Genomic DNA, 17311 nt, shown 5'->3' on the forward strand with positions numbered 1-17311 from the left:
CGGAGGCCTCCGGGTGGATAAGGTCCCGGCAATGGCCAGTCGCAGAGGAGTAGACACGTACACCGCCCGGTGGCGAAGATCCATGCATCGGGCGCGCATCGCGCTGCGCAGATCCGGCGTCGACTACTTCCGCGGTGACGGGAGCGACTGGATAGCCCTGGCCGGTCTGCTGATCCTCATTCCGGTGATCACCTGCACCACGCTGCTCAACCCGGTCTGGAGCTCGCCCACCGCACTCGCCCTGCCGATCGTCGCGGGCGGGCTGCTGCTGCGGCCGGCCAGCCTGCTGAGTCTCTACGCGACCGCCGCCGCTGCCCTGATCGTGGAGTCCATCGCCCTCGGCCCCTACGCGGAGGGACCTGCCCGGGTCACGCCCGGCACCGTCCTGGTGGTCGCGGCCTGCGGGTTCTTCGGCCTGGTCCTCGCCCAGTTCAGGGCCAGGGTCGGAGTGCCCTGGCGGCGCGGCGGCACGATGCTGTTCGACCTGCGCGAGCGGATCCGGGTCCAGAGCGCCCTGCCACGGCTGCCTGAGGGCTGGCACCGCGAAATGGCACTGCGTCCGGCGGGCGGGCAGTCCTTCTCCGGCGACTTCGTGGTCGCCGCCCGCACGAACGGCGGGCGCACCCTTGAAGTGGTGCTCACCGACGTCTCGGGCAAGGGCATGGACGCCGGCTCCCGCGCCCTGCTGCTGTCCGGCGCCTTCGGCGGCCTCCTGGGATCCCTGCCACCGCACGGGTTCCTCCCCGCGGCCAACGGCTACCTGCTTCGCCAGGACTGGGACGAGGGCTTCGCCACATCCATCCACCTCGTCCTGGACCTGGACTCAGGCGACTACGAGCTCCTCTCGGCCGGCCATCCCCCCGCGCTGCAACTGCACGCCGGGAGCGGCCGGTGGGAGGAGATGGTCGCCGAGGGCCCGCTGCTCGGGGTGTACGACGGCGCCGAGTTCGACGCGGTGAAGGGTTCGCTGGCGCCCGGCGACGTCCTGATGCTCTTCACGGACGGACTGGTGGAGGCCTCCGACCGGGACATCGCCGAGGGAATCGACCGGCTGACCGGGGAGGCCGACCGCTACGTGGCGACGGGCTTCGAGGGTGCGGCCTGGCATCTGATCGAGGCCTGCGCGAAGGACGTCAACGACGACCGCGCGCTGCTGTTGCTGTCCCGCCGCCCCTGAACCATGTGCAACCGGCCCAAACGGTACGGACGTCAAAGGGGTGCCCGCGCTGTCACCCGAACGTGAGGTCATCCCGGGTGCGCAGGCCCTGACTCCGCGCACCCGGGCCGTCCGCCCCCTCAGACCGGTACCGCCTCTTTGTCGGCCTCCCGCTCCGGCGTCCGGCCCCCGGGCAGGATCCGGGCGAGCCAGTGCGAACGGCCGGCCGCCAAGGGGGAGAGGACCGCGAGCACGAGCACGTACCCGGCGATGAAGGGGGAGAGGCGTTCGTCCAGCCCCGCGCCCGCCGCCATGGTGGCGAGGATCAGCGCGAACTCGCCGCGCGCCAGCAGGGTGGTCGAGATGTTGGCCGTGGCCTTCGGCCCGAAGGTGTAGATCTTCGCGGTGGCCAGTCCCGCGAAGACGTTCATCGCCATGGTCACCGCGACGGCTGCCAGTACCGGCCACACGACGCTCGGCAGATCGCCGGGGTTGATGGACAGTCCGAAGGCGAAGAAGAAGATCGCGCCGAACGCGTCCCGCAGCGGATGCACCAGCTTCAGGATGCGGGCCCCCGACGTGGTGCTGCCCAGCATCAGGCCGACCATGAAGGCGCCGATCGCGTCGGCGACCCCGAACCACTCCGAGACCCCGGCCACGAAGACGGCCGCACCCAGGAAGGAGATGACGAGCAGCTCGTCGTCCCTCGTGTTGATCAGCTTGCTGATGAGTTTCGTACCGAAGCGGGCGACCACGGCGAGCAGCAGCAGGAAGCCGAAGGCCTTGCCGCCGTCCATCACCGCGGCACCGAGGCTGTCCGCACCGGACAGGATCGGTTGCAGCGCGGCGAGGTAGAGGGCGAGGAAGACGTCCTCGACCACGATGATGCCGAGGATCGGCCGTGTCTCCGGGTTGCCGATCCGCCCGAGGTCGACCAGGACCTTCGTGACGATGGCCGACGAGGAGATGCCCAGCACACCGGCGAGCACCAGGGCTTCCGAGGTGCCCCAGCCGAGCGCGAAGCCGAAGCCGAGACCCGCGCCGACGTTCAGGGCGAGGTAGGCGCCGCCGGCGAGCGCCATCTTGCGCCCGCCCTTCTTCAGGTCGTCCAGGTGGAACTCGAGGCCGAGGTAGAAGAGGAGCAGCACCAGGCCGAGCGCGGAGAGCATCTCGAGGTCATGGGGGTCGTCGAGCAGGACGACCCCGGGCGTGTGGGGGCCGAGCAGGATCCCGGCGAGGATGAACAGGGGGATGGTCGGCAGGCCGATGCGGCCGCCGACGCGGGCGAGTACGGCGGCCGCGAGGAACGCGCCCCCCATGGCGATGAGCGTGTCTGCGTGTCCGATGAGCCTGTCTCCTTCTTTCGGTCAAGAGAGCGTCAAGGAATCGTCAGTAATTAGTTTACCGAACGATTTGAGTGGTCTCTCTGAACCCTGCGAAGGAGGCCGGGACGCGGCGTACATTCGGCTCATGCCGAACGCGTACCTGACCCTGTCCGAAGTGGAGTCGATCGCCCGCGAGGCCCACCGGGCCCAGACCGACAAGGCCGGGCGGCCGTACGCCGAGCACCTGGCCGCGGTCGCCGACGGCGTACGGGTCCGGGGCGGCGGCGAGGACCAGATAGCGGCCGCCTGGCTGCACGACGCGGTGGAGGACGGCGTGCTCTCCGCGCGGTGGCTGGAGGACGCTCCGCTGCCCCGGCGGGTCAAGGAAATGGTCCTCGCCGTCACCAAGCGGGACGGCGAGGACCTGGTCGCGTACACCGGGCGGATTCTCGCCACACCCGGAGCGCTGTTGATCAAGGAGTCGGACCTCGCCCACAACGGGGATCCGGACCGGCTCGCGGTCCTGGAGCCGGCGACCCGTACCCGGCTGACCGCTAAATATGCGCAGGTACGCGGGCTGTTGGGGCTCGACGGGGCACTCGGGCCCGTCGAACGGCGGGATCAAGCCAACCCCGCCGAGGGCTGACGCGCCCACGGGGCGGGCCCAGGTCCGGCGGGCCCGCCCCGGACGGGCTCAGCGCTTGACGAGGTTCCGGCGGAACGCCCAGTTCATGTCCGGCTCGGTGGCGAAGCGCAGGGCGCGCCGGACCGGTGGGGTGCACAGCACGGTCACGGCGGCGGCCGCGACGAGGGAGACGACGACCAGTCCGGCCGGTCCCTTGAGCCACTCGTAGCGGTCGAACAGGTCGTAGTAGCCCGCGCCCTTCACCAGGAAGCCGTGCAGCAGGTAGCCGCAGATGGTCCCGGCGCCCAGCACGGTGAACCACATGTGGCGGCGCGGGACCCAGGCCAGGAAACCGACCGTGAGCAGCAGCGCGCAGCCGAACATCGCCAGCGTCATAACGGCCCCGGACCACCACGGAGCGTCCAGTTCCTGGGCGGCGCTGCTGCGGTAGAACCAGCCGAGCTGCATGCGGGGCGCGGCCCAGTAGGCGAAGACCAGGGCGCCGGCGAACATCGGAAGGGCCAGCAGCCGTACCTCGCGCCGGCGGACCAGCTGGAAGTGCTCGGGCTTCATCAGCAGGCCGAGCACGAAGAACGGCAGGAGCTGGCAGACGCGCTGCAGGTCCAGGTCGTCACCGATGCCGGGTGTCACCGAGGCGAGTACGGCGATGGCGAGTGCGACGGGCAGCGGGTGGCGCAGGGACTGCCACAGGGGGGTGGTGACCCGCCAGATGAAGAGGGCGATCAGGAACCAGGTGAGGAACAGCGGGTCGAGCAGGGTGATGGGGGTGTCGTCCACGCCCCCGGCGAAGCGCTTGAAGAGCGAGTACGCCGTCTCGAAGAGCACGTAGGGCACGACGACCCCGGTGACCAGACGCTTCACCTTGGGCGCGCTCATGTCGAACGAACGGGAGAAGTAACCGGAGACGAGGATGAACGCCGGCATGTGGAAGGTGTAGACGACCATGTACAGCGCCCTTGCCGTGCGGCTGCCGTCCATCACCGGCTCCCAGGCGTGGGCCACGGCTACGAGCACGATGGCGAGGTACTTCACATTGTCGAAGTACGCGTCCCGCCGCTTGGCCGGTACGGGCGGCGCGGCGCGGGCCGGGGCTGTTGCCGAACCGGCCGAGTGCGCCCCGGCCACCGTCCGGGTCTGCTCGTGTCCGGGCTCCGACTCCCGGCCGTCCGGGGTGAACTGGGCCCGCTGAATATCGCTCGGAGCTTTGGACATCTCATGCACCTTAGACCCGTCGATCGGTATGCGTAAAACGCCATGAGATAACGCGTGTTCCCGGACATTCGAAAGCGAAACCACTGAAGGGTGCCCGTTCTGTGATGATTCATCCATCTTAAATGGCGCATATCGGCGGGTAGTTGGCGGGAGTGAATTTCGTCGCACGAACACCCGGTGAATCGCGGTGAATCACGGTGAATGAAGTGTGGGGATACGGAAACGATCACATCGGGCCGATATCCGAACCGCCTTGCGCACAGCGGACGCACAGCTTTCCCCGGAATCACCGTGCCGGCCTTGGGGGGCACCGCGCACTCCGGCGTCTCGCACCCGGGCGCGCGCGGGCGCGAGGATGGCGCGATCCGGTCACTCCCCTCCGTCACCCGGCAGCCCCCGCGGGGGAGTTGGTGGCACGATGGGCGCGACGGAGGCGTGCGGGGATCGCACGCCACCGGGCCGGCAAGGCGGACCGACCAAGGATGTGATCAGTCGTGGCCATTTCACTGTCTGTGGTGCTGATGCTGGGGATCGTCCTGGTGGTGCTGATCCGCGGCGGCTCCATCAAGGGCGGGCCGGCGATCGTCGCGGTGCTCTTCGGCTTCTTCCTCGCGTCGACGGGCATGGCGCCGTCGATCAACAGATTCATGAACTCGATAGCCGACACGATCAACCAGATCAGCTTCTGAGGGTCCCGGGCCCCGAGGGCTCCTGGCCCCCGGAAGCTCGGAGCGGGCCCGGCGGGTCTGCGGGCATACGAGAGAACCCGGCCCGGCGGATGACCGCCGGACCGGGTTCTTCGTGTGGAGCGGGCGACGGGAATCGAACCCGCGTAGCTAGTTTGGAAGACTAGGGCTCTACCATTGAGCTACGCCCGCAAGCGCCGCACCGCAGGTCTTTCGGACCGCGGTACGGAGAGCATCGTAGCCGGTCCGGACCGGTGCGCGCACACCCGTATCGCTGTGCCCCCGTGGCGGCCTCGGTCACGGACCGCGTAATGCGGCCGATGCGCCGCCCGTCTGCATGTACCCTACGTCTCGCACCGACGGGGTGTGGCGCAGCTTGGTAGCGCGTCCGCTTTGGGAGCGGAAGGTCGTCGGTTCGAATCCGGCCACCCCGACCACCAGCAAGATCGCATTGTGGGAGTCATCCCCCTTGCCGTTACTATGCAAATTGCGTGCCCGTGTGTCTTCTGATGTGCCGGGCCCGATCCGCGAAGCCGCCGCTCGGCGGCCCAGCAGAACCCCAAGATGTCAGCCCCAAGGAGACCGAACCGTGAAGAGCGCCGTGGAGACCCTGAACCCGACTCGGGTTCGGCTCAGCATCGAGGTGCCCTTCGAGGAGCTCAAGGACAGCCTCGACGCGGCGTACAAGAAGATCAACCAGCAGGTCACGGTGAAGGGCTTCCGTAAGGGCAAGATCCCCAACCGCGTCATCGACCAGCGGTTCGGCCGTGGTGCTGTGCTGGAGGAGGCCGTCAACGACGCCCTTCCGAAGTTCTACACCGAGGCTGTCAACGAGGGTGAGCTCAACGTTCTGGGCCAGCCCGAGGTTGACATCACCGAACTCAAGGACGGCGAGCTGCTGGCCTTCACCGCCGAGGTGGACGTCCGTCCCGAGATCGAGATCCCGGACTACTCCGGCATCGAGGTCACCGTGGACGCACTCGAGGTCACCGACGAGGAAGTCGACAAGGCGGTGGAGCAGCTCCGTGAGCGCTTCGCGTCCACCAACCCGGTCGAGCGCGCCGCCGCCGACGGCGACGTCGTGACGATCGACCTGGAGGCCAAGGTCGACGGAGAGGTCCTCGAGGACGGCGTGGCCGCGGGTGTCTCGTACACCATCGGTTCCGGCGAGCTCCTCGAAGGCATCGACGACGCCGTGACCGGCCTGGAGGCCGGTGGCGAGGCCACCTTCACCTCCGAGCTGAAGGGCGGCTCCGCCGAGGGCAAGGAAGCGGAGGTCACCGTCAAGGTCACCGCCGTCGCCGCCCGCGAACTGCCTGAGCTGGACGACGACTTCGCGCAGATGGCGAGCGAGTTCGACACGCTCGCCGAGCTGCGCGAGGACAGCCGCAAGCGCCTCGAGAACACCAAGCAGTACGACCAGGCCACCCAGGCCCAGGAGCGTGTCCTCGACGAGCTCCTGAAGCTGGCCGAGGTCCCGATCCCCGAGAAGCTCCTCGCGGACGAGGTCCAGACCCGCAAGCACAACCTCGAGCACCACCAGCTCGGCCAGATGGGTCTCGACCTCGAGAAGTACCTGGAGATCCAGGGCAAGACGCTCGAGGAGTTCGAGGCCGAGACCTCCGAGCAGGCCGTCAAGGGCATCAAGACCCAGTTCATCCTTGACGAGCTCGTCAACAAGGAGAAGCTGAACGTCAACCAGGAGGAGCTCACCGAGCACCTCATGCGGCGTGCGCAGTCCTCCGGCATGAGCCCCGACCAGTTCGCCCAGGCCGTCGTCGAAGGCGGCCAGGTGCCGATGCTCGTCGGCGAGGTCGCCCGCGGCAAGGCGCTCGCCGTCGTCGTCGAGGCCGCCAAGGTCGTCGACACCAACGGCGAGGTCGTCGACCTCGAGGACGACGAAGAGGTGACGGACGAGACCGCCGGGACGGTCGAGGCGGCCGAGGGTGACACCGAGGCGGCCGATGAGAAGAAGGACGAGGAGAAGGACGGGAAGACCGAGGCCTGAGCCTCGTTCCGATCGTTGATCTGATCCGCACGACGGGCTCCGGACGTTCCGCGTCCGGGGCCCGTCGTCGTATCGGCCCGCGCCGGGGAACCCTTGTGCGGACTGCCCACCTTGCGCTCCCAGCGAACAGTTGGGGAACCGGGATGGCGTTGTCCCACCTGCGCGTTAGGGTCCATGAAGAGGAAGGGTCGGGTAGTCCCGGCCCACCCGGTACGAAGACGCTGAGACGGCCGGAGCCGTCAGAGACGAGCAGGTGGATACGTGACGAATCTGATGCCCTACGCCGCCGGAGAGCCGTCCCTCGGTGGAGGCCTCGGTGACCAGGTCTACAGCCGACTGCTCGGCGAGCGCATCATCTTCCTCGGTCAGCAGGTCGACGATGACATCGCCAACAAGATCACCGCGCAGCTCCTGCTCCTTGCCGCCGACCCGGACAAGGACATCTACCTCTACATCAACAGCCCCGGCGGTTCGGTGACGGCGGGCATGGCGGTCTACGACACCATGCAGTACATCCCGAACGACGTGGTCACCATCGGGATGGGAATGGCGGCCTCGATGGGCCAGTTCCTGCTCACCGGCGGCACCGCGGGCAAGCGCTTCGCGCTCCCGAACACCGACATCCTCATGCACCAGGGTTCGGCCGGCATCGGCGGTACCGCCTCGGACATCAAGATCCAGGCGCAGTACCTCCTCCGGACGAAGACGCGGATGGCCGAGATCACCGCCCACCACTCCGGGCAGACCGTGGAGACGATCATCCGCGACGGCGACCGCGACCGCTGGTACACCGCGGAGGAGGCCAAGGACTACGGCCTCATCGACGAGATCATCACGTTCGCGTCGGGCATCCCTGGCGGCGGCGGCACGGGCGCCTGATCCGGGCGTGCACGGCCCCGCACCTTCTCGTACGCCGAGACCTCCAGCCCACAGATCCGCCACCAGGATGGTGAACACCCACATGAACAACTTCCCCGGCGCCTCCGCGAGCGGCCTCTACACCGGCCCGCAGGTGGACAACCGCTACGTCGTCCCGCGCTTCGTGGAGCGCACCTCGCAGGGTGTGCGTGAGTACGACCCGTACGCGAAGCTCTTCGAGGAGCGCGTGATCTTCCTCGGCGTCCAGATCGACGACGCCTCGGCCAACGACGTCATGGCGCAGCTGCTGTGCCTGGAGTCGATGGACCCGGACCGTGACATCTCGATCTACATCAACAGCCCCGGCGGCTCGTTCACCGCGCTCACCGCGATCTACGACACGATGCAGTTCGTGAAGCCGGACATCCAGACGGTCTGCATGGGCCAGGCGGCCTCCGCCGCCGCCGTCCTGCTGGCCGCGGGCACCCCGGGCAAGCGCATGGCGCTCCCGCACGCCCGTGTCCTGATCCACCAGCCCTCCTCGCAGACCGGCCGTGAGCAGCTCTCCGACCTGGAGATCGCGGCCAACGAGATCCTGCGGATGCGCACCCAGCTCGAAGAGATGCTGGCCAAGCACTCCACCACCCCGCTGGAGAAGATCAGCGAGGACATCGAGCGCGACAAGATCCTTACCGCCGACGACGCACTCGCGTACGGTCTTGTGGACCAGATCGTCTCCACCCGTAAGACCACAGCAGGCGCGTCCGTCTGACGTCGGTCTTTCCCCTTGGCACATTCCAACCGCACGGCCACGGCCGTGTGAACCGTGCCAAGGGGGGCCCGAACGGGGGGCCAGGCAAGGTACCGTCGGATAGAGGCACCAGGAGCCGCTGAACCAGGCGACTCCCAGGCGAAGGGGAAGCACCTCGTGGCACGCATCGGTGATGGCGGCGACCTGCTCAAGTGCTCGTTCTGCGGAAAGAGCCAGAAGCAGGTGAAGAAGCTCATCGCGGGACCCGGTGTGTACATCTGCGACGAGTGCATCGATCTCTGCAACGAGATCATCGAGGAGGAGCTCGCGGAGACCTCCGAGGTCCGGTGGGAGGAACTCCCCAAGCCGCGCGAGATCTACGAGTTCCTCGAGGGGTACGTCGTCGGGCAGGAGCCCGCGAAGAAGGCCCTCTCGGTCGCGGTGTACAACCACTACAAGCGGGTCCAGGCGGGCGAGAACGGCAGCGGTTCGAACCGCGACGACGCCATCGAGCTCGCCAAGTCGAACATCCTGCTGCTGGGCCCCACGGGCTCCGGCAAGACGCTCCTGGCGCAGACGCTGGCCCGCATGCTCAACGTCCCGTTCGCCATCGCGGACGCGACGGCGCTGACGGAGGCCGGATACGTCGGCGAGGACGTCGAGAACATCCTGCTGAAGTTGATCCAGGCCGCCGACTACGACGTCAAGAAGGCCGAGACCGGGATCATCTACATCGACGAGATCGACAAGGTCGCGCGCAAGAGCGAGAACCCGTCGATCACCCGCGATGTCTCCGGCGAGGGCGTCCAGCAGGCCCTGCTGAAGATCCTGGAGGGCACCACCGCCTCGGTCCCGCCACAGGGCGGACGGAAGCACCCGCACCAGGAGTTCATCCAGATCGACACGACGAACGTCCTGTTCATCGTGGGCGGTGCCTTCTCGGGCCTGGAGAAGATCATCGAGTCGCGGGCCGGCGCCAAGGGCATCGGCTTCGGCGCCACGATCCGCTCCAAGCTGGAGATCCAGGCGAGCGACCAGTTCCAGGAGGTCATGCCTGAGGACCTGGTGAAGTTCGGGATGATCCCCGAGTTCATCGGCCGTCTCCCGGTGCTGACCTCGGTCCACAACCTGGACCGCGAGGCGCTGCTCCAGATCCTGGTCGAGCCGCGCAACGCACTCGTGAAGCAGTACCAGCGCCTGTTCGAACTCGACGGTGTGGAGCTGGAGTTCGAGCGCGAGGCCCTCGAGGCCATCGCCGACCAGGCGATCCTCCGCCAGACGGGCGCGCGCGGTCTGCGCGCCATCATGGAAGAGGTCCTCCAGTCCGTGATGTACGAGGTGCCGTCCCGCAAGGACGTGGCCCGCGTCGTCATCACCCCGGACGTCGTCCGCAACAACGTCAACCCGACGCTGGTCCCGCGCGAGCCGCGCACGATCGGCAAGAACGACGGCGGCCGGCACGAGAAGTCGGCGTAGCGGCGGCGATACTGCGTACGCCGAAGGGGCGCCCGGCCACTGGCTGGGCGCCCCTTCTTTTGCTCATGAATATTAGTCAATGCTAATATTCTTCATTGTGGACGGTCCGTACGAGATCAGATTCTTTGCAGATGTCCTGGAGTGGATCCATGTGCTGGCGAAGGAGGATCCAGACAGCCATGATCATGTGATAGCCGCCTTGGAGCGTTTGCAGGAAGTCGGTCCTGCGTTGAGGCGCCCTACGGTGGGGGCTGTCGAAGGCAGCGGATACCGCAATATGCGCGAGCTCCGCCCACGCAGCGGCAGCACGGTGAGCATCCGGATGCTCTTCGTGTTCGACCCGCTGCGGCGAGCGGTGTTCCTCGTTGCAGGAAACAAGGCGACCGGGCGGCAGTGGGCGACCTGGTATCCCAAGGCGATCAAAGAAGCCGACGCGAAGTACATGGCATACCTTGAAGCCCTGAAGGAGGAGGACAGCGGATGAATCTCGGCAGCATGGCCGACCTGACGGCTGACATCACACCGGACAAGCGTGCGCGCATCGACGCGCTCAAGAGCGACATGGTCGATGCGGAACGAGGTCATGAGCTTGCCTCTCTCCGGAAGGCGCAGGGGATGACCCAGGTGCAGGTGGCGAAGGTCATGGGTGTGACGCAGGGGCGGATCAGCCAGATCGAGCGGGGCGGCGTGCGGTTGGACACATCGACGATGTCGGCCTATCTGCATGCCATCGGAGGCGAGTTGACGATACTGGCCACAGTCGGGAACGTGTCCGTGAAGCTCTGAGCGACGACTGAACTACCCGCGCGAGCCGCGCACGCACGCCGAAGGGGCGCCCGGCCAATGGCCGGGCGCCCCTTCGATGTTGTGAGGCAGGGTCAGGCCTTCGTGCGTGAGGTGTTGTAGAGCTTGGCGGCGAGGGCGGCCACATCGCTCTGCGGCATGGCCTTGTTGGTCAGCGCCGCACCGATGTCCACGCCCACCACGATTCCGACCGTGCTGTAGTCGGACCAGATGCAGACCGGAGTGAGGAACTCCTTGGGCCCCTTCTGCACAGAGCCGTCGGCTTCCTTGTTGACCGTCTTGAGGTTCTGGCACTTCATGAGCGCGCCCTTGAACCCGGCAGGCTCGACGGCCTTTGGGCTGTCGACGAGCGACACCTCGCTGTCGTCCTCTTCCGAGATCGTGCGCTGAGCGCTCGCGAACGCGTTGTCGAGTGCCTTGGCGGGGTCGTCGATCTCGCCCCACATGCCCGTGAGGATCAGCATCTTCGCGGTGAGCGGGTTCTGCTTCATGTCGCCGCTCACGTACTGGGCGCCCGCCTGCTGCGGGTTCTTGATGCCCATGGCCTCGGCTTCGGCCTTGTCCTTGCCCGTCACCGGGCCGGTCTTGGCCGAGGAGCCGGAGGTGTCCTTCTTGTAGTCGTCCACCGAGGCGGCGGGCGTCAGCTTGTAGCCCTTGGTGGCGTCCGCCACACCGCCGTTGCCGCTGCCTCCGCCCGACGTGAAGAAGTACACCCCGCCCGCGACGACGGCCAGCGCCACCACGGCCGCGCCGACGATGAGGCCGGTCTTCTTCTTCGGGGCGCCCGGCTGCGGGGGCATCCCGGGATACGCCTGCTGACCGCCGTACGGCGGGGTGGGCGGCTGCTGGCCGTACGGGCCCGGCTGCTGGCCCTGCGGGTAACCGTAGCCCGGCTGTGGGGGCTGCTGCTGCGGCGGGACGCCCTGGGGGGCCTGCTGCGGGTAGCCGTAGCCGGGCTGGCCCTGCGGCGGCCCCTGCGGCGGCGGGCCGCCGTACGGACCGGGCTGCTGGCCGTACGGTCCGGGCTGGCCCTGCGGCGGCTGACCGCCGTACGGGCCCGGCTGGTTGTAGCTCATGGCGCTGTCCCCTCCAGAATGCTTATGCGTTCCGAACATCCTGACGGAAGCGGCGTCCGCATAGGACATCCGGAGGTAGACCGTTACGACACAAACCGGTTTCAGTGCAGGACTGTGACGCCCCTAAACTGTCTGCCGTGACCGAGAACGCAGCGCAGCAGCCAGCCAGCACCCCCGAACTGCCGACCCAGTACGCGCCGGCCGAGGTAGAGGGGAAGCTGTACGAGCGCTGGGTAGAGCGCGGTTACTTCACGGCCGACCCGGAGAGCGAGAAGCCTCCGTACACGATCGTCATCCCGCCGCCCAACGTCACCGGCTCCCTCCACCTCGGCCACGCCTTCCAGCACACGCTGATGGACGCCCTCACCCGCCGCAAGCGGATGCAGGGTTACGAGGCGCTGTGGCTGCCCGGCATGGACCACGCCGGCATCGCCACCCAGAACAAGGTCGAGCAGCAGCTCGGCGAGGAGGGCAAGTCCCGCCACGACCTGGGGCGCGAGGAGTTCGTCGACCGCGTCTGGCAGTGGAAGGAGGAGTACGGCGGCAGGATCCTCGGGCAGATGCGCCGCCTCGGCGACGGCGTCGACTGGTCCCGTGAGCGCTTCACGATGGACGAGGGCCTCTCCGCCGCCGTCCAGACCGTCTTCAAGAAGATGTACGACGACGGCCTGATCTACCGCGCCGAGCGCATCATCAACTGGTGCCCGCGCTGTCTGACGGCCATCTCGGACATCGAGGTCGACTACCAGGACGACGACGGCGAGCTCGTCTCCATCAAGTACGGCGAGGGCGACGAGACGCTGGTCGTCGCCACCACCCGTGCCGAGACGATGCTCGGTGACACCGCGGTCGCGGTCCACCCGGACGACGCCCGGTACACGCACCTCCTCGGCAAGCGGATCAAGCTCCCGCTGACCGACCGCACCATCCCCGTCGTCGCGGACGCCCACGTCGACCCGGAGTTCGGCACCGGCGCGGTCAAGGTGACGCCGGCCCACGACCCGAACGACTTCGCGATCGGTCAGCGTCACGGCCTGGAGTCGATGACCGTCATGGACGAGCGCGGCGTCATCACCGTCGCCGGCCCGTTCGAGGGACTCGACCGCTTCGAGGCCCGTTCCGCCATCGTCGGCGCACTGCGCGAGCAGGGCCGGATCGTCGCGGAGAAGCGCCCGTACGTCCACTCGGTCGGCCACTGCTCCCGCTGCCGTACCACGGTCGAGCCGCGGCTCTCGCTCCAGTGGTGGGTCAAGGTCGACACCCTCGCCAAGGCCGCCGGTGACGCGGTCCGTGACGGCCGGGTCGCGATCCACCCCAAGGAGATGGAGCAGCGGTACTTCGACTGGGTCGACAACCTCCGCGACTGGTGCATCTCGCGCCAGCTCTGGTGGGGCCACCGCATCCCCGTCTGGTACGGCCCCGACGGCGAGGTCGTCTGCGTCGGCCCTGACGAGCAGCCGCCCACGGGTGAGGGCTGGACCCAGGACACCGACGTCCTGGACACCTGGTTCTCCTCCGGCCTGTGGCCGTTCTCGACGCTCGGCTGGCCCGAGGAGACCCCGGACCTCAAGAAGTTCTATCCGACCGACGTCCTGGTCACCGGCCACGACATCATCTTCTTCTGGGTCGCCCGGATGATGATGTTCGGCCTGTACGTCATGGACGGCGAGGTCCCGTTCAAGACGATCGCCCTCACGGGCCTGGTCCGTGACGAGCGCGGCAAGAAGATGTCGAAGTCCTTCGGCAACGTCGTCGACCCGCTGGACTGGATGGACACCTACGGCTCCGACGCGGTCCGCTTCACCCTCGCCAGGGGCGCCAACCCCGGCACCGACGTCCCGATCGGCGAGGACTGGGTCCAGGCCTCGCGCAACTTCGCCAACAAGATCTGGAACGCCACCCGCTTCGCGATGATGAACGGCGCGACGGTGGAGGGCGACCTCCCGCCCGTCGAGCAGCTCTCGGCGACCGACCGGTGGATCCTGTCCCGGCTGAACAAGTCCGTGGCCGACGCCGACGCGTTCTACGAGGACTTCCAGTTCGCCAAGCTCAGCGACGCGCTCTACCACTTCGCGTGGGACGAGGTCTTCGACTGGTACGTCGAGCTGTCGAAGACCACCTTCTTCGCCGGCGGCGAGCAGGCCAAGGTCTCCGCACGGGTCCTCGGCGAGGTCCTCGACGTCACCCTCCGGCTGCTGCACCCGATCGTCCCGTTCGTGACCGAGGCGCTCTGGACGACGCTCACCGGCCAGGAGTCGGTCGTCGTCGCGGACTGGCCCAAGGACAGCGGCTTCCGCGACGACGCGGCCGAGAAGGAGATCGAGCTCGTCCAGCAGGTCGTCACCGAGGTCCGCCGGTTCCGCTCCGACCAGGGGCTGCAGCCCGGCCAGAAGGTCCCGGCCGAGCTGACGGTCACCGGCACGGTGCTCGCCCCGCACGAGGCGGCCATCCGCCAGCTGCTGCGCCTGCTCCCCGCCGGGGAGGGCTTCCACGCCACGGCGACCCTGCCCGTGGCCGGGGCCACCGTGGCCCTCGACCTGTCCGGCACCATCGACATCGAGGCCGAGCGCAAGCGCCTGACGAAGGACCTGGGCGCCGCCGAGAAGGAGAAGGCGCAGGCCGACGGCAAGCTGAACAACGAGGCGTTCCTCGGCAAGGCGCCGGACAACGTGGTCGACAAGATCCGCGGCCGGCTCGCGAAGGCGCAGACCGACATCGAGCGGATCACCGCCCAGCTGGCGAACCTGCCGAAGGGCTGATGCCCTGAGTACGGAGCCCCCGCGCCCCCGACCGACCGGGAGCGCGGGGGCTTCACGGTGTCCGCGGGCGCACCCCCCAGCGGGCGCTGCGCGCGATGTCCGCGGCCATCCGTAGACTGGGCCCTGTGAGTGATCCCCGCCCTTCAGACCGGCACGACGCGTCAGATCCCGACGACACCTTCGCGGAGATCGTCGACGAAGAGACCAAGCGCGACCCCGACCTGGCGGTGATCGAGGCCGGGAGCCGGACGCTGCGCACCCAGTCGGGCGCGCCCCAGGGCGACGCGGCCCCCGACCGCCCCGCCGATCCCGAGACCGACAGGGCGCTGCGCGCCGTGGAGCAGGAGCTCGCAGGCCGCTGGGGCGAGACCAAGCTCGAGCCGTCGGTGACCCGGATCGCGGCCCTGATGGACGTGCTCGGCGAGCCGCAGCGCGCCTACCCCTCCATCCACATCACGGGGACGAACGGCAAGACCAGCACGGCCCGGATGATCGAGGCACTGCTCGGCGCCTTCGAACTCCGTACCGGCCGATACACCTCCCCGCACGTCCAGTCGATCACCGAGCGGATCAGCCTGGACGGCTCCCCGATCGACCCCGAGCGCTTCATCGAGACGTACGAGGACATCAAGCCGTACGTCGAGATGGTCGACGCCCAGCAGCCCTACCGGCTCTCCTTCTTCGAGGTGCTGACGGGCATGGCGTACGCGGCCTTCGCCGACGCGCCGGTCGACGTGGCGGTCGTGGAGGTCGGCATGGGCGGGACCTGGGACGCGACGAACGTCATCGACGGTTCGGTCGCGGTGATCACCCCGATCTCGCTCGACCACACGGACCGGCTCGGCACCACCCCGGCCGAGATCGCCGAGGAGAAGGCGGGCGTCGTCAAGCAGGACGCGACGGTGATCCTGGCCCAGCAGCCGGTCGACGCCGCGCAGGTCATGCTGAAGAAGGCCGTCGAGGTGGACGCCACGGTGGCCCGCGAGGGCATGGAGTTCGGCATCGTCTCGCGGGAGATCGCTGTCGGCGGCCAGTTGCTGACCCTGCGCGGTCTCGGTGGCGAGTACGACAACATCTTCCTGCCGCTGTACGGCGCGCACCAGGCGCACAACGCGGTCGTGGCGCTCGCCGCGGTCGAGGCGTTCTTCGGTATCGGCGCGGAGCAGGCCCGCAGTCTCGACGTCGAGGCGGTCCGCAAGGCGTTCCTCTCGGTGCTCTCGCCGGGCCGCCTGGAAGTGGTGCGGTCCAGCCCCACGGTCGTCCTGGACGCGGCGCACAACCCGGCCGGTGCCCGTGCGGCCGCCGCGGGCGTCAGCGAGGCGTTCAGCTTCTCGCGGCTCATCGGGGTCGTCGGGACCAGTGACGGCAAGGACGTCCGCGGGCTGCTCGAAGCGTTCGAGCCGATCTTCGCCGAGATCGTCGTCACCCAGAACTCCAGCCCGCGGGCCATGGACGCGGACGCGCTGGCCGCGGTCGCCGTCGAGGTCTTCGGCAACGAGCGCGTCCAGGTCGAACCCCGTCTGGACGACGCCCTGGAGGCGGCCATCACCCTCGCGGAGGAAGAGGCCGAATACGCGGGCGCCGGAGTCCTGGTGACCGGATCCGTGATCACGGTCGGCGAGGCCCGACTGCTCCTGGGAAGGCGCTGACCTGTGCGTACGCTCTGTGCATCGACGCTGATCGGTGAGTTCTTCGTCATCGGCTTCGCCGGGCTCGTCGCGATGAAGCTGGACGGCATGTCCATGGCTACGGTGTGGACGGTCTGCGGCATCGGCATGCTGCTGTCCGTCCTGCTCTGCGGTGTGATCACCCGGCCCGGCGGGGTGCAGCTCGGCTGGGCGCTCCAGGTCGCGCTCGTACTGAGTGGTTTCTTCGTCCCGATGATGTACATCCTCGGCGTCGCCTTCGGCGCCCTGTGGTGGGCGTCGGTGCACTACGGCCGAAAGATCGACGAGGCGAAGGCGCGGTGGGCGGCCCAGGCCGGGGCGCAGGAAGGCACTCAGGCTCCGGCCCGAGGATGACGCAGCGTGAGCCCGGCGGTGGAGCCGTTCGCGTGCCCCTGTAATCTCGCCTCACCCGCACCGAAAGTCTGCAAGGAGCCGCACATGACCCAGCGCACCCTCGTCCTTCTCAAGCCCGACGCCGTCCGGCGCGGGCTGATCGGCGAGATCGTCGGCCGCATCGAACGCAAGGCGGGCTGGACGATCACCGCGCTGGAACTGCGCACCCTCGACCAAGAGACCCTGGAACAGCACTACGGTGAGCACAAGGGCCGTCCGTTCTACGAGCCGCTGGTCGAGTTCATGGCCTCCGGCCCCGTCGTCGCCCTGGTGGCCGAGGGCGAGCGCGTCATCGAGGGCGTCCGCGCCCTGGCCGGCCCCACCGACCCGATCGCCGCCGCGCCCGGCTCGATCCGTGGCGACTTCGGTACGATCACCCGGGAGAACCTCATCCACGCCTCGGACTCCGAGGAGTCCGCGGAGCGGGAACTCAAGCTTTTCTTTCCCGGACTTTCCTGACTTCGGCTCCGCCAAACAGCGCTCATGACCTGGGG

The 17311-nt window shown here is 68.3% G+C and carries 16 protein-coding genes and 2 tRNA genes; 14 read left to right on the forward strand and 4 right to left on the reverse strand.

Annotated elements, in window-relative coordinates; genetic code table 11:
• Positions 1-31 precede the first annotated feature (31 nt).
• Positions 32-1177, forward strand: a complete 1146-nt coding sequence (locus AB0I83_RS05595) for a PP2C family protein-serine/threonine phosphatase (RefSeq protein ID WP_356534715.1) — start codon at positions 32-34, stop codon at positions 1175-1177.
• 119 nt (positions 1178-1296) lie between these two features.
• Here the strand turns inward: AB0I83_RS05595 and AB0I83_RS05600 are convergent, their stop codons facing one another.
• The gene (locus AB0I83_RS05600; protein ID WP_363303726.1) at positions 1297-2475 is read right to left on the reverse strand and encodes a cation:proton antiporter; all 1179 of its coding nucleotides are present in this window, start codon (positions 2473-2475) and stop codon (positions 1297-1299) included.
• A gap of 151 nt (positions 2476-2626) precedes the next feature.
• Between AB0I83_RS05600 and AB0I83_RS05605 the strand changes: the two genes are divergently transcribed.
• On the forward strand, positions 2627-3127 hold the full coding sequence (locus AB0I83_RS05605) for an HD domain-containing protein (RefSeq protein ID WP_363303727.1): 501 nt from the start codon (positions 2627-2629) through the stop codon (positions 3125-3127).
• Between the two features lie 48 nt (positions 3128-3175).
• Here the strand turns inward: AB0I83_RS05605 and AB0I83_RS05610 are convergent, their stop codons facing one another.
• Positions 3176-4339, reverse strand: a complete 1164-nt coding sequence (locus AB0I83_RS05610) for an acyltransferase family protein (protein ID WP_363303728.1) — start codon at positions 4337-4339, stop codon at positions 3176-3178.
• A 494-nt stretch (positions 4340-4833) separates the two neighbouring features.
• Here AB0I83_RS05610 and AB0I83_RS05615 point away from each other — a divergent pair, with 494 nt between their 5' ends.
• On the forward strand, positions 4834-5028 hold the full coding sequence (locus AB0I83_RS05615) for a hypothetical protein (protein ID WP_205020323.1): 195 nt from the start codon (positions 4834-4836) through the stop codon (positions 5026-5028).
• Between the two features lie 115 nt (positions 5029-5143).
• On the opposite strand, the gene AB0I83_RS05620 is transcribed toward AB0I83_RS05615, so the two are convergent.
• Positions 5144-5217, reverse strand: a tRNA-Gly gene (locus tag AB0I83_RS05620).
• A gap of 168 nt (positions 5218-5385) precedes the next feature.
• On the opposite strand from AB0I83_RS05620, the gene AB0I83_RS05625 reads away from it, so the two are divergent.
• The 7 genes from AB0I83_RS05625 to AB0I83_RS05655 all read left to right on the forward strand — a co-directional run bounded on the left by AB0I83_RS05625 (position 5386) and on the right by AB0I83_RS05655 (position 10904).
• A tRNA-Pro gene (locus tag AB0I83_RS05625) sits at positions 5386-5462 on the forward strand.
• Between the two features lie 152 nt (positions 5463-5614).
• Complete coding sequence (gene tig, locus AB0I83_RS05630; RefSeq protein WP_363303730.1) at positions 5615-7033, forward strand: trigger factor; 1419 nt, start codon at positions 5615-5617, stop codon at positions 7031-7033.
• Between the two features lie 273 nt (positions 7034-7306).
• The gene (locus AB0I83_RS05635) at positions 7307-7912 is read left to right on the forward strand and encodes an ATP-dependent Clp protease proteolytic subunit (protein WP_327122356.1); all 606 of its coding nucleotides are present in this window, start codon (positions 7307-7309) and stop codon (positions 7910-7912) included.
• A 67-nt stretch (positions 7913-7979) separates the two neighbouring features.
• The gene (locus AB0I83_RS05640; protein WP_019992624.1) at positions 7980-8663 is read left to right on the forward strand and encodes an ATP-dependent Clp protease proteolytic subunit; all 684 of its coding nucleotides are present in this window, start codon (positions 7980-7982) and stop codon (positions 8661-8663) included.
• A 156-nt stretch (positions 8664-8819) separates the two neighbouring features.
• On the forward strand, positions 8820-10118 hold the full coding sequence (gene clpX / locus AB0I83_RS05645) for an ATP-dependent Clp protease ATP-binding subunit ClpX (RefSeq protein ID WP_356534724.1): 1299 nt from the start codon (positions 8820-8822) through the stop codon (positions 10116-10118).
• A gap of 79 nt (positions 10119-10197) precedes the next feature.
• Positions 10198-10602, forward strand: a complete 405-nt coding sequence (locus tag AB0I83_RS05650; RefSeq protein WP_363303731.1) for a type II toxin-antitoxin system RelE/ParE family toxin — start codon at positions 10198-10200, stop codon at positions 10600-10602.
• Positions 10599-10904, forward strand: coding sequence for a helix-turn-helix transcriptional regulator (locus AB0I83_RS05655; protein ID WP_363303732.1), 306 nt, complete (start codon positions 10599-10601; stop codon positions 10902-10904). Before AB0I83_RS05650 ends, AB0I83_RS05655 begins: the two co-directional genes overlap by 4 nt.
• A 92-nt stretch (positions 10905-10996) precedes the next feature.
• On the opposite strand, the gene AB0I83_RS05660 is transcribed toward AB0I83_RS05655, so the two are convergent.
• The gene (locus AB0I83_RS05660) at positions 10997-11998 is read right to left on the reverse strand and encodes a hypothetical protein (protein WP_363303733.1); all 1002 of its coding nucleotides are present in this window, start codon (positions 11996-11998) and stop codon (positions 10997-10999) included.
• 137 nt (positions 11999-12135) lie between these two features.
• Between AB0I83_RS05660 and AB0I83_RS05665 the strand changes: the two genes are divergently transcribed.
• The 4 genes from AB0I83_RS05665 (at position 12136) to ndk (ending at position 17276) form a co-directional block, all read left to right on the forward strand.
• Positions 12136-14757, forward strand: a complete 2622-nt coding sequence (locus tag AB0I83_RS05665; RefSeq protein ID WP_363303734.1) for a valine--tRNA ligase — start codon at positions 12136-12138, stop codon at positions 14755-14757.
• A gap of 125 nt (positions 14758-14882) precedes the next feature.
• The gene (locus AB0I83_RS05670; RefSeq protein WP_356534729.1) at positions 14883-16406 is read left to right on the forward strand and encodes a folylpolyglutamate synthase/dihydrofolate synthase family protein; all 1524 of its coding nucleotides are present in this window, start codon (positions 14883-14885) and stop codon (positions 16404-16406) included.
• 3 nt (positions 16407-16409) lie between these two features.
• A complete protein-coding gene (locus tag AB0I83_RS05675; protein WP_363303735.1) occupies positions 16410-16778 on the forward strand; it encodes a DUF4233 domain-containing protein in 369 nt (122 codons plus the stop codon).
• 84 nt (positions 16779-16862) lie between these two features.
• On the forward strand, positions 16863-17276 hold the full coding sequence (ndk, locus tag AB0I83_RS05680) for a nucleoside-diphosphate kinase (RefSeq protein ID WP_014156293.1): 414 nt from the start codon (positions 16863-16865) through the stop codon (positions 17274-17276).
• Positions 17277-17311 lie beyond the last annotated feature (35 nt).

It is taken from the genome of Streptomyces sp. NPDC049970 (assembly GCF_040660235.1).
GTDB lineage: Bacteria > Actinomycetota > Actinomycetes > Streptomycetales > Streptomycetaceae > Streptomyces.

Excerpts from the sequence above, each read along its gene's own strand:
- AB0I83_RS05595 (WP_356534715.1), top strand. The coding sequence starts at position 32 with ATGGCCAGTCGCAGAGGAGTAGACACGTACACCGCCCGGTGGCGAAGA.
- AB0I83_RS05600 (WP_363303726.1), bottom strand. The coding sequence starts at position 2,475 with ATGGGGGGCGCGTTCCTCGCGGCCGCCGTACTCGCCCGCGTCGGCGGC.
- AB0I83_RS05605 (WP_363303727.1), top strand. The coding sequence starts at position 2,627 with ATGCCGAACGCGTACCTGACCCTGTCCGAAGTGGAGTCGATCGCCCGC.
- AB0I83_RS05610 (WP_363303728.1), bottom strand. The coding sequence starts at position 4,339 with ATGTCCAAAGCTCCGAGCGATATTCAGCGGGCCCAGTTCACCCCGGAC.
- AB0I83_RS05635 (WP_327122356.1), top strand. The coding sequence starts at position 7,307 with ATGCCCTACGCCGCCGGAGAGCCGTCCCTCGGTGGAGGCCTCGGTGAC.
- AB0I83_RS05640 (WP_019992624.1), top strand. The coding sequence starts at position 7,980 with ATGGTGAACACCCACATGAACAACTTCCCCGGCGCCTCCGCGAGCGGC.
- AB0I83_RS05650 (WP_363303731.1), top strand. The coding sequence starts at position 10,198 with ATGCTAATATTCTTCATTGTGGACGGTCCGTACGAGATCAGATTCTTT.
- AB0I83_RS05655 (WP_363303732.1), top strand. The coding sequence starts at position 10,599 with ATGAATCTCGGCAGCATGGCCGACCTGACGGCTGACATCACACCGGAC.
- AB0I83_RS05660 (WP_363303733.1), bottom strand. The coding sequence starts at position 11,998 with ATGAGCTACAACCAGCCGGGCCCGTACGGCGGTCAGCCGCCGCAGGGC.
- ndk (WP_014156293.1), top strand. The coding sequence starts at position 16,863 with ATGACCCAGCGCACCCTCGTCCTTCTCAAGCCCGACGCCGTCCGGCGC.